Genomic DNA, 11,528 nt, shown 5'->3' with positions numbered 1-11,528 from the left:
CGACGCGCGCGACCTGCGGCGCTGCGCGATCCTGGGACCGCCGTCCGCCGACTCCCGGAGCCCGCCGTGAACGTGTACGCCCCGCTCGTCCCGGTGTTCGTCGTCGCCCTGCTCGCACCGCTGGTGTCGGGACTCATGCCGGTGCGGTCGCGCGTGCCGCAGGTCGTCGTGCTCCTGCTCGGCGGGATCGTCATCGGTCCGTCGATGCTGCACCTCGCGTCGCCCGACGACGTCGCGCTGCTCTCCGACCTCGGCATGGGGTTCCTGTTCCTGCTGGCCGGGTACGAGCTCGAGCCGAACCTGCTGCGCGAGCGCATCGGGCGGCGCGCGGCGGGGGCGTGGCTGACCTCGCTCGTCGTCGGCGCGGCCCTGGTCATCATGCTCGTGGGGCGCGACTCCCCGCACGCCGTCGCGGCGGGAGGCATCGCCCTCACGACGACCGCCCTCGGCGTCGTGCTGCCGATCCTGCGCGACGGCGGTCAGCTCGGGTCGCGGCTCGGCCGCACCGTGCTCGTGGTCGGGGCGGTCGGCGAGCTCGGGCCGATCGTCGCGATGGCGCTCCTGCTCGGCACGCGCGAGAGCGGGGTCGCCGCGGTCCTCCTCGTCCTGTTCGCCGTCGTCGCGATCGGGCTGTCGGCGCTCCCGGGCCGGCTCGGGCGGCTGGGTGACCTCGGCGGCGGTCGGCTCGTCGCCGCGGCCGAGCACGGCACGGGCCAGAGCACGCTGCGGCTCACCGTCCTGCTGCTCGTGGCGCTGCTCGCGCTCGCGTCCGGGCTCGGGTTCGACGCGGTGCTCGGCGCGTTCGTCGGTGGCATGGTGCTGCGGCGGTGGGCGCCGGGCGACGTGGAGGCGCTCGAGAAGAAGCTCGACGCCGTGGCGTGGGGCGTGTTCGTGCCCGTGTTCTTCGTGAGCTCCGGCATGAACCTCGACATCGCGTCGATCGTCGCGGCGCCGCTGCTCCCGCTGACGTTCTTCGCGCTCATGGTCGTGGTGCGCGGCGGTCCCGTGCTGCTGTGGTTCCGCCGCGAGCTGCCGCCGGTCGAACGCGTCCAGACGGCCCTCTACGCCGCGACCGCGCTCCCGCTGCTCGTCGCGCTCACCGAGATCGCGGTCTCGCAGGGCGCGATGTCGTCGCGCGTGGGCGCGGCGCTCGTCGGGGCGGGCGTGCTGTCGGTCGTCGTGCTGCCGATGGTCGCGAGCCGCCTCGGCCCGCGCGCGCCGGCGCCCGTCGACCCGACGGCCGAGGACCGCGCGACCGGCTGACCGGCCCGGCTCCGCGCGGGGAGCCGGGCCGGACGGGGAACGGGGCCAGTCCGGTCAGAACGTCCACTGCTGGTTCGGCGCCCCGTGGCAGTCCCAGATCACGAACCGCTGGCCCTCGTGGAGCGGGTTGCCGCCCTCGGCGTCGAGGCACCGTCCCGACTGCGGGTTGCGCAGCGTCCGCGCCCCGGCGTCGTACGCCCACCTCTGCGCGCCCGTGCCGTTGCACGTCCACAGCTGCACCGGCGTCCCGTTCGCCGTGCCGCTGCCGCTCACGTCGAGGCACTTCCCGAGCGCCCGGACCGTGCCGTCGCTCCCCCGCGTCCACGACTGGGCGGCGTTGCCGTTGCACGGCACGATCTGCACGCGGTTGCCGTCGTGCGTCTGGCCCCACGGCACGTCGAGGCAGAACCCGTTGGCGATGCGGATCGTGCCCGTCCCGGTCGGCAGGCCGCCCGGGTCACCGGGGTTCGTCGTGCCCGACCCGTTGTCGTAGACGCGCACGTAGTCGACCTTCATCTGCTGCGGGAGCTGGGTGGTGCCGTCGGGGTAGCCGGGCCACTGGCCGCCGACCGCGACGTTGAGGATGAGGAAGAACGGCTGGTCGAACACCCACGCGTTCGCGCCGACGCTCGCGCGCGTGACGCGGTGGAACTGCTGGCCGTCGACGAACCAGGTGATCTCGCCCGGCTTCCAGTCGACGGCGAACGTGTGGAAGTCGTCCGCGAACGACCAGCCCTGCGGGTGCTGGTACATGCCGGTGATCCCCGCGCCGCCCGAGTAGCCGGGGCCGTGCACGGTCCCGTGCACGCGGTGCGGCTCGAAGCCGACGTTCTCCATGACGTCGATCTCGCCCGACGCGGGCCACTCGGTGCCGGGGAAGCTCCCCCCGAGCATCCAGAACGCGGGCCAGATGCCCTGGCCGCGCGGGATCTGGATCCGCGCCTCGACGCGCCCGTACTGCGGCTGGTACTTCCCCTGGGTCGTCATGCGCGCGGACGTGTACGACCCGTCGGCCTCGCGTCGCGCGGTGATGACGAGGTTGCCCTGGCCGTCGAGCGCCGAGTTCGCGCGCGACGCGGTGTAGTTCTGGAGCTCGGCGTTGCCCCAGCCGTGCGCGCCGGTCTCGTGGTTCCACACCGTCGGGTCGGGCGCGGAGCCGGCGGCGCCGTCGAACTCGTCGGACCAGACGAGGTCGCCCGGCGCGGCCTCCGCCGACGACGCGGGGACGGTCACCGCGAGCGCCGCGGAGGCCGCGGTGAGCGCGGCGAGGGCGGCACCCGCGAGGCGGCGCCGCCGGGCGTGGCCGTCGGGTCCGGTGGGCGTGGTGGGCAGGGGGCGCTGACGTGCGAGGTCCATCGATCCTCCAGGTCCGGCGGCCGGTGCCGCCTTGCGTCTCGCCACGGTGCGCGACGTGCTCGGCGCGCCAGTGCACCGGGCGGGGGCCGGTTCCGACCCTCCGCCCGCGAACCTACGGGCGCGCCTCGGGCCTGAGCAAGCGCTCTCTCGGCGTGTCGTGGGATCGCTCCCACATTCATGAGCAGGGCGGCCGAGAGGCTCAGCGTGGCGCGACGCCGTCGAACAGGTTGTCGACGAGCGCGTCGAGGAACGCGGGGGTCACCGGCTCGTCCGGGACGAGGAGCCGGTGGTACACCGCGCCCCAGAGCTGGTCGACGAGCACGCGGACGTCGACGTCGTCGCGGATCTCCCCGCGCTCGCGCGCGCGAGTCAGGCGCTCGTACGCGAGCTCGCGGCGCCCGGAGGAGTACAGGCGCCGGTACGCCGCGGCGAGGTCGGCGTCCGTCTGCGACGTCCCGATGATCTCGAGGAGCGCGCGGCCGCCGGGCGTCGCCATGACGCCGGCGAACGAGTGGAGCTGGTGGCGCAGGTCCGCACGCACGTCCTGCGTGTCGTCGAAGGCGAGCGTGTTCTGCACGGCGTGGAAGTAGCCGTCGAGCGCGAGGGCGCCGCGCGACGGCCACCACTTGTGCAGGGTCGTGCGGCTGACGCCGGCCAGCCGCGCGACGCGCTCGAACGTGAGGTCGGCGATCCCCTCGGCGAGCACGATCCGACCGACGACCGCGAGCACGTCGGCGCGTACCTCGTCGGCGGGTCGCCTGCCGCGCCCCCGCGGGCGCGGACGTGCGGTTCTGTCGTCCTGTGCCGTGCTCACTCGTCCTCGCTCCCGTGCCGTCGACGTGCGGAGTCTAGGTCCCGGGCGCCCGCGCCGGCGGTCGCCGGGCGCGGGCTCAGGCGAGCCCGCCGTTGGCGAACAGCACCTGCCCGTTGACCCAGCGCGCCGGCCCGGCGAGGAACGCGACCGTCTCGGCCACGTCGTCGGGCTCGCCGAGGCGCTCGAGCGGCACGAGGCCGGCGAGCCGCGCGACGGTCTCCTCGTCCTTGTCCTCGAAGAACAGCGGCGTCGCGACGGGACCCGGGGCGACGGTGTTGACCGTGACGTCGCGGCCCCGCAGCTCGCGCGCGAGGATCAGCGTCAGCCCCTCCACCGCGGCCTTGGTCGAGACGTACGCGCCGTAGGTGGGGTGCTGGGCGCGGGTCTGGCTCGTCGAGACGTTGACGAGCGCTCCCCCGCGGCGCAGCCGCCGCGCGGCCTGCTGGGACACCACGAACGTGCCGCGCACGTTGGTGCGGTGCATGCGGTCGAACGCGTCGAGGTCGAACGTCTCGACCGGCCCGAGGACCATGATGCCCGCGGTGTTGACCACGACGTCGATCCCGCCGAACGCGGCCTCGACGGCGTCGAACGCGGCAGCCATCGCGTGCTCGTCCGCGACGTCACCGGTGACGGTGATCGCCCGGCCCCCGCTCGCGACGACCTCCTGGGCGACCTGCTCGGCGCGGTCCGCGTTCCCCGCGTAGTGCACGGCGACGGCGAACCCGTCGGCCGCGAGACGGCGCACGACGGCGCGGCCGATGCCGCCCGACCCCCCGGTGACGAGGGCGACGCGCGTGTCCTGGGTGGCCATGGTTCCTCCTTGGCTGGAAGTGGACGTGCTGTTCATATAAGCATGTAATGAACGGCGTGTCCATATCTATTCCCGAGGTCGCTCCCGACATGAACCGCCCGGCGTGCGCGACGGACCCGTACGGGCGCGGGTCAGGCCGCGGCGGGCGTCGGCACGTCGAGGATGCGCTCGGCCGCGCGTCGCGCGCGCCGGGCCACCTCGAGGTCCTGGGTGATGGCCGCCGTCGTCTGGGCGCCCTCGGCGAGCAGCACGACCTGGAGCGCGACGTCGTCGGGCAGCCCAGCCTCGGCCGCGAGGTCGCACGCGTAGCGCTGGAACGACTCCTTGTGCTCGCGCACGGCGTCCGCGACGCCGGGCGACGTGGCACCGAGCTCGCCGAACGAGTTGATGAAGGCGCACCCGCGGAAGCCGTCCTCGCGGAACCACGCGTCGAGGAAGTCGAACACGGCGAGCAGGCGCTCGCGGGGCGTCACCGCGTCGGCCGCGGCGGACGCGATGCCCTCGTCCCACCGCCGGGTCCGGTGCCGCAGCACCGCGACGACGAGGTCGTCCTTGGAGGGGAACAGCGCGTAGATGCGCTTGAGGGAGACGCCCGCCTCGTTGCGGACGGCATCCATCCCGACGGACTGCACCCCCTGGGCGTAGAACAGCCGGTCGGCCGCAGCCACCACGGCCGCGCGTGCGCTCGCGTCGTCGAGCATGCGTGTCATCTCCTGTCGCTCGGCCCCCCTTGCGCGGAGAACCATCGTTCTCTAGTGTAGCGACCACTGAGAGAACGACCGTTCTCCCAGCCGCCACGAAGGGAGCACGACCATGGGGTACATCACCGTCGGGCAGGAGAACTCCACCGACATCGAGCTCTACTACGAGGACCAGGGCGCCGGGCAGCCGGTCGTCCTCATCCACGGCTACCCGCTCGACGGGCACAGCTGGGAGCTCCAGAAGCGCGAGCTGATCGACGCCGGGTACCGCGTCGTCACGTACGACCGCCGCGGGTTCGGCGCGTCGAGCAAGGTCGGCACCGGGTACGACTACGACACCTTCGCCGCCGACCTCAACACGATCCTCGAGACCCTCGACCTGCGCGACGTGATCCTCGTCGGGTTCTCCATGGGCACCGGCGAGCTCGCCCGGTACGTCTCGCGCTACGGGCACGAGCGGGTCGCCAAGCTCGCGTTCCTCGCGTCGCTGGAGCCGTTCCTCGTGCAGCGTGACGACAACCCCGAGGGCGTCCCGCAGTCCGTGTTCGACGGCATCGTCAAGGCCGCGCGCGCCGACCGCTACGCCTGGTACACCGAGTTCTACAAGAACTTCTACAACCTCGACGAGAACCTCGGGAAGCGCATCAGCGAGGAGAACGTCCGCGCGAGCTGGATCACCGCCATCGGCTCCGCGCCCGTCGCCGCGTACGCCGTCGTGCCCACGTGGATCGAGGACTTCCGGGCCGACGTCGAGGCCGTGCGCGCCTCCGGCAAGCCGACGCTCATCCTCCACGGCACGAAGGACAACATCCTCCCGATCGACGCGACCGGCCGCCGCTTCCGCCAGCTCGTGCCGGACGCCGAGTACGTCGAGATCGAGGACGCGCCGCACGGCCTGCTCGTGACGCACGCCGCCGAGGTCAACGAGGCCCTCCTCGCGTTCGTCCGCCGCTGACCGCGACCCGTCCGCCGGGCCGCGACCGGGCGCCGTCCCCCGGCGCCCGGCCCCGCGCCCGGCTCGCCTCGCGTCAGGCGACCGTCACGCGGTAGTCGTCGGCGTCGTCGTCCCACGCCAGGTCGACGGCGCCGGCGGCCTGCGCGGCCTTGCAGAACTGCAGGAAGCCCCGGTACCCGAGGGCCTTCTCGCTGAAGTCCGGGCGCTTCTTGCGGATCGCGTTCTTCAGCCCGGAGAGCACGGTCGACCCGCCCTCCTCGCGCACCACGTCGCGCACGAGCGCGAACGCCTGGTCGGTGTCGCCCTGCGCGGGCAGCGACACCTCCGGGTCCCCGGTCGCGGGCCCGGGCGCGAGCTCGACGAAGCTCCGGTCGGCCAGGAACCGCAGGAACTCGCCGAAGTTGCGGAACCCGTAGTCGGCCTCGCTGAACGTGGGGTCCTTGCGCAGCAGCGTGCGCTTGAGCACCGACGCGGTCACCGGGCCGCTCGTGGACGCCTCCAGGTCGGCGAGCGTCTGCGCGACCCGCACCTCCATGGGCACGTCCTCGCCCGTCGGGGCGTCGTCGTCGGCGTCGGCCGCGGGCGCCGCGGCCGCCTGCTCGACGGGGTCCTCGACCGACGTCGTCTCGCCGTCCACCTGAGCGTTCTCCGTCACGACCGGCTCGCCGCGGCGCGTCGTCCGGCTCACCGCCTCCCCGAGCTCCGCGAGCGCCGCCGCAGCGGGCGTCTCGGCCTCGGGCTCCGCGATCTCGGTCGCCTTGCGGCGCCCGGACGTGCGCCCGCCGCCCCGCTTCGGCTTGGCCGCGCCCGACGTCGTCCCGCCGGACGTGCGCGACCCGCGGACCGAGCGCGGCTCCGGCTCGTCGGGCACGTCCACGCCCTCCAGGCGGTCGTAGAACAGGAACTCGTCGCACGCGGGCGGCAGGAGGCGCGACGTCGACTTCTCGACGCCGACGCCGATGACGCGCTTGTTGAGCTCGCGCAGCTTGTGGACGAGCGGGGAGAAGTCGCTGTCCCCCGTGCACATGACGAACGTCGAGATGTAGTCGCGCTCGAACGCCATCTCGATCGCGTCGACGACCATCTTGATGTCGGCCGCGTTCTTGCGCGACGCGCCCATGCGCTGCGGCATCTCGATGAGCTCGACCTGGTGGCGCGTGAGCGAGCGGCGGTCCTCGTCGAAGTACGACCAGTCCGCGTACGCGCGCCGCACGACGACCCGTCCGCGCACCGCGAGGGCGTCCGCGATCGGGCCGAAGTCGAACGTCATGCCGCCCAGGTGCTCCCGCGCACCGAGCGCGAGGTTCTCGTAGTCGATGAAGACGGCCAGGCGTTCCTCGGTGTCCATGGCCGCCAGCCTAGGTCCAGACGGCGGGGCTGCTCTCGCCGAACGGCCTCACGGCGTCGGGGCGGTGACCTCGAAGAGCTCGCACGTCGTGTCGTAGTACGCCTGCGTCGTGCCCCGGTACGTCATGCCGATCCGGCGGCACACCGCCTGGGACGCCGCGTTGTCGGCGTGCGTGACGGCGACGACGCGCTCCAGCCCGCGCTCGAACGCGTGCGCGAGGACGGCGGCCGCGGCCTCCGTCGCGTACCCGCGGCCCCACACCTCGGGGTGGAAGTGCCAGCCGATCTCCGTGTCCCCCGAGGGCTGCGGCGGCTCGCCCGTGCCCGACGCCGGGATCGGCTTGAGCAGGATCGACCCCACGGGCACGCCCTCGCCCAGGTGCGCACCCTCCGCCGCGTCCGTGCGCGGCACGACGGCCCACACGCCGTGCGTCCCGTCGTCGACGGCGTTCCACCGCTCGACCCGCTGCGCCGCCTCGTCGCGGTGCTCCAGCACGCGCGGCGTCACGCCGACGAACCGCATGACGTCCCAGCGCGAGTAGATGTCGAGGGCGGCGTCGGCGTCCTCGGTCCGCCAGGGGCGGAGCGTGAGCCGGGCGGTGGTGAAGGTCTGCACCGCCCCAGGTTACGAGGGCGGGCGACGCCCGACGCCCCGGTCAGACGATCTTGGGGAAGCTCACGAGGAAGCCGACGCCCACGACGAGCAGCACGCACGCGGCGCCCACCATGCCCCACGAGGCGCGGTGCGAGCGGAACCTCCCGGCGAACGCGCCGAAGAAGAGCACGAGCGCGAACAGGACGGTCACGAGCGTGTAGTCGTCGCCCCGCTGGTTGCTCACGAGCGCCCGGGCGAACAGCGCGTCGGCGCGCGCGTCCGCCTCGGCGGCCTCGACCTGGCCCGGCGGGACGTAGGAGTCGAGCGCGAACGGGCTCGGCGCGGCGTCGGGGTTCTGCAGCGGCCGCGACGCGAGCCACTCCTCGAACGCGGGCTCGAAGTGCGTCGTGAACCGGTCGCGCGCGAAGTCGGCGAGCAGGTCGTTGCCGGTCGCCGTGCCCTGGAGGTACAGCGCGAACACCTGGAGGTCGATCTCGCGTGCGGCGTCCGCGTGCGAGCGCTCGGTCGACGCCTCGATGCGCTGGGCGGAGGCGCGCGAGAACGCGATCGACATCTCGCCGCCCCACTTGCTCGCCTCGAACCCGCTCCACGCCGTGAGGACGGCCGTCACGGACAGCAGCACCACCGTGACGGTCTCCCGCAGCGACCTGCCGTCCCGGCGGTCCGCTTCCTCGTCGGCCACGGCAGGACCGTAGTCCTCGCGGGGCGGGTGCGCGCGGCGAGGGCCGCGTCCCGCCGGCCGCCGACGCGCCCGCCGTTCGTCGCACACCGGCCACCGTTCGTCGCACACCTCGACCGCCCACCGACGTGACGTGGGTCACGGTCCGCACCGGTTCCTAGCCTTCCCACGTCGGACCGCAACGACGCGACCCTGGAGAGGCTCGATGACGACAGACACCCGTGCGGCGCGGAACGCCGCCCCCGACGATCCCGCGATCGTCCAGGACCCGTCCCTGCCGCCCACGGCGGTGCCCGAGGAGAAGGCGCGCACGCGCTGGACCCCGCAGAAGATCGCCCTGTGGGCCGCGATCTCGCTGCTCGGCGGCGTCGCGTGGGTCATGCTCGCGGTCGTGCGCGGCGAGACCGTCAACGCGATCTGGTTCGTGTTCGCCGCGGTGTGCACGTACCTCATCGGGTACCGCTTCTACTCCAAGGTCATCGAGCGCTACATCACGCGCCCCGACGACCGTCGCGCCACGCCCGCCGAGGTGCGCGAGGACGGCAAGGACTACGTCCCGACCGACCGGCACGTGCTGTTCGGCCACCACTTCGCCGCCATCGCCGGCGCCGGCCCCCTCGTGGGCCCCGTGCTCGCCGCGCAGATGGGCTACCTGCCCGGGACGATCTGGATCATCGTCGGCGTCGTGCTCGCGGGCGCGGTGCAGGACTACCTCGTGCTGTTCTTCTCCATGCGCCGCGGCGGCCGGACCATCGGCCAGATGGCGCGCCAGGAGCTCGGCCGCGTCGGCGGCACCGCCGCGATCGTCGCGTCGCTGCTCATCATGATCATCATCGTCGCGATCCTCGCGCTCGTCGTCGTCAACGCGCTCGGCGAGAGCCCGTGGGGCGTGTTCTCCGTGTCGATGACCATCCCCATCGCGCTGTTCATGGGCGTCTACCTGCGCTACATCCGCCCGGGCAAGATCACCGAGGTCTCGGTCATCGGCTTCGCCCTGCTGCTCGCCGCGATCGTCGGCGGCGGCTGGATCGCGGACACCGCGTGGGGCGCCGAGCTCTTCCACCTCGACCGCACGACCATCGCGATCGGCGTCATCGTCTACGGATTCGTCGCCGCCGTCCTGCCCGTGTGGCTCCTCCTCGCGCCGCGCGACTACCTGTCGACGTTCATGAAGGTCGGCGTCATCGTCGTCCTCGCCGTCGCGGTGGTCGTCGTGCGGCCCGAGATCACGGTCCCCGCGATCAGCGAGTTCGCGAGCGGCGAGACGGGCCCGGTCGTGTCCGGGGCGCTGTTCCCGTTCCTCTTCGTCACCATCGCGTGCGGCGCGCTGTCCGGGTTCCACGCGCTCATCGCGTCGGGCACCACGCCCAAGCTCGTCGAGAAGGAGCGCCAGACGCGCTTCATCGGGTACGGCGGCATGCTCATGGAGTCGTTCGTCGCGATCATGGCGCTCGTCGCCGCGATCTCCATCGACCGCGGCATCTACTTCGCGATGAACTCGTCCGCGGCAGCCACGGGCGGCACGGTCGAGGGCGCGGTCGCGTTCGTCAACGGCCTCGGCCTCATGGGCGTCAACCTCACCCCCGACATGCTGTCCTCCACCGCCGCGGCGGTCGGCGAGCCGTCGATCGTCTCCCGCACGGGCGGCGCACCGACGCTCGCGCTCGGCCTCGCGCACATCATGCAGCAGGTCGTGGGCGGCACCGCGATGATGGGCTTCTGGTACCACTTCGCGATCATGTTCGAGGCGCTGTTCATCCTCACGGCCGTCGACGCCGGCACGCGCGTCGCGCGGTTCATGCTCCAGGACACCATCGGCAACGTGGCGCCGAGGTTCCGCGACGTGACGTGGCGGCCGGGCGTGTGGCTGTGCACCGCGATCATGGTCGCCGGGTGGGGCAGCATCCTCTACCTCGGCGTCACCGACCCCCTCGGCGGGATCAACACGTTCTTCCCGCTGTTCGGCATCGCGAACCAGCTCCTCGCGGCCATCGCGCTCGCCGTCGTGCTGGCGATCGTCGCGAAGCGCGGGCGCAGCTACCAGCGCTGGCTGTGGATCGTCGCGGCGCCGCTCGCGTTCACCGCGGTCATCACGATCTGGGCGTCGATCGAGAAGATCTTCTCCCCCGTCCCCGCGGTCGGGTACTGGGCCAACCACAACGCGTTCAAGGACGCGCTCGCGGCCGGCGAGACGTCGTTCGGCACGGCCGGCTCGGTCGAGGCCATGGAGGCCGTGGTCCGCAACACGTTCGTCCAGGGCACGCTGTCGATCGTGTTCGTCGTGCTGGCGATCGTCGTCATCGTCGCCTCGGTCCTCGTGACGGCGAAGGCGCTGCGCGCCGGCGGCGGCGAGAACCACGAGGACGCGCCGGTCCCGTCGCGCCGGTTCGCGCCGTCCGACGTGGTCGCGACGGCGGCCGAGAAGGAGATCCAGAAGGAGTGGGCGGCGCTGTCGCCCGAGAAGCGTCCTGCCGCGACGGGGCACCGGTGACGGTGCGGCAGGACACCCCGCAGGCTCCCGCCGCGACGGTCCGCGCGACCGCCGTGGCGGGGCCCGCGGGACCCGCGACGTCGACGGGGCCCGCGGCCCGCGCGTCGTCCGCGGGGCTCGCGGCCCGCGCGTCGGGCATGGCACGGCGGATGCGCGACGGCGCCGCCGCGGTCCGCTGGTACGTGCGCCAGGTCATGGGCGACGACGCGTACGCGACGTACGCCGCGCACCAGCGCGCGGTGCACCCCGGCTGCGACGTGATCACCGAGCGCGAGTTCTGGCGCCGCCGCCACGCCGAGCAGGACGCCAACCCCGGCTCACGCTGCTGCTGAGCCGAGCACGACCTTCCTCGCCGCCGAACACGGGGTCGGTGCCGTCATCCGCTCGATGGAGGGCCCCACCCCCGGGTTGGCGGGGGCCGGGGGGGGGGCCCGGCCCGAGAGGGGGGGGGCCCGGGGGGAGGGCCGCGGCCCGCCCGGGGCGCGCGCCCCC

11 protein-coding genes are annotated in these 11,528 nt (G+C 73.4%); 4 read left to right on the top strand and 7 right to left on the bottom strand.

The window, feature by feature from the left end:
* The first annotated feature begins 66 nt into the window (after positions 1-66).
* Positions 67-1,263 carry a cation:proton antiporter gene (locus tag GYH36_RS11400; RefSeq protein ID WP_203231783.1) on the top strand — a complete coding sequence of 399 codons (1,197 nt, stop codon included), beginning with the start codon at positions 67-69 and terminating at the stop codon, positions 1,261-1,263.
* A gap of 54 nt (positions 1,264-1,317) precedes the next feature.
* Here GYH36_RS11400 and GYH36_RS11395 read toward each other — a convergent pair whose 3' ends face one another.
* From GYH36_RS11395 to GYH36_RS11380, 4 genes are all read right to left on the bottom strand, one after another.
* A complete protein-coding gene (locus GYH36_RS11395) occupies positions 1,318-2,619 on the bottom strand; it encodes a glycoside hydrolase family 16 protein (protein WP_162289898.1) in 1,302 nt (433 codons plus the stop codon).
* A 199-nt stretch (positions 2,620-2,818) separates the two neighbouring features.
* A complete protein-coding gene (locus tag GYH36_RS19710; protein WP_312028601.1) occupies positions 2,819-3,349 on the bottom strand; it encodes a TetR-like C-terminal domain-containing protein in 531 nt (176 codons plus the stop codon).
* 160 nt (positions 3,350-3,509) lie between these two features.
* Positions 3,510-4,247 carry an SDR family oxidoreductase gene (locus tag GYH36_RS11385; RefSeq protein WP_162289897.1) on the bottom strand — a complete coding sequence of 246 codons (738 nt, stop codon included), beginning with the start codon at positions 4,245-4,247 and terminating at the stop codon, positions 3,510-3,512.
* Between the two features lie 131 nt (positions 4,248-4,378).
* The gene (locus GYH36_RS11380) at positions 4,379-4,948 is read right to left on the bottom strand and encodes a TetR/AcrR family transcriptional regulator (protein WP_024840989.1); all 570 of its coding nucleotides are present in this window, start codon (positions 4,946-4,948) and stop codon (positions 4,379-4,381) included.
* A gap of 112 nt (positions 4,949-5,060) precedes the next feature.
* On the opposite strand from GYH36_RS11380, the gene GYH36_RS11375 reads away from it, so the two are divergent.
* A complete protein-coding gene (locus GYH36_RS11375; protein WP_162289896.1) occupies positions 5,061-5,903 on the top strand; it encodes an alpha/beta fold hydrolase in 843 nt (280 codons plus the stop codon).
* Positions 5,904-5,976: 73 nt separating this feature from the next.
* On the opposite strand, the gene GYH36_RS11370 is transcribed toward GYH36_RS11375, so the two are convergent.
* From GYH36_RS11370 to GYH36_RS11360, 3 genes are read right to left on the bottom strand one after another with little or no spacing between them, the layout of a single operon-like run.
* A complete protein-coding gene (locus GYH36_RS11370) occupies positions 5,977-7,251 on the bottom strand; it encodes an NYN domain-containing protein (RefSeq protein ID WP_024840987.1) in 1,275 nt (424 codons plus the stop codon).
* A gap of 48 nt (positions 7,252-7,299) precedes the next feature.
* A complete protein-coding gene (locus GYH36_RS11365) occupies positions 7,300-7,866 on the bottom strand; it encodes a GNAT family N-acetyltransferase (RefSeq protein ID WP_162289895.1) in 567 nt (188 codons plus the stop codon).
* Between the two features lie 40 nt (positions 7,867-7,906).
* Positions 7,907-8,548, bottom strand: a complete 642-nt coding sequence (locus GYH36_RS11360; protein WP_162289894.1) for a hypothetical protein — start codon at positions 8,546-8,548, stop codon at positions 7,907-7,909.
* Between the two features lie 202 nt (positions 8,549-8,750).
* Between GYH36_RS11360 and GYH36_RS11355 the strand changes: the two genes are divergently transcribed.
* A complete protein-coding gene (locus GYH36_RS11355; protein WP_024840984.1) occupies positions 8,751-11,036 on the top strand; it encodes a carbon starvation CstA family protein in 2,286 nt (761 codons plus the stop codon).
* Complete coding sequence (locus tag GYH36_RS20335) at positions 11,033-11,368, top strand: YbdD/YjiX family protein (protein ID WP_312028600.1); 336 nt, start codon at positions 11,033-11,035, stop codon at positions 11,366-11,368. Before GYH36_RS11355 ends, GYH36_RS20335 begins: the two co-directional genes overlap by 4 nt.
* Positions 11,369-11,528: the final 160 nt, after the last annotated feature.

Source organism: Cellulosimicrobium composti (assembly GCF_010287905.1).
Lineage (GTDB): Bacteria > Actinomycetota > Actinomycetes > Actinomycetales > Cellulomonadaceae > Cellulosimicrobium > Cellulosimicrobium composti.
This window is presented reverse-complemented; position numbering and strand designations above follow the sequence as displayed.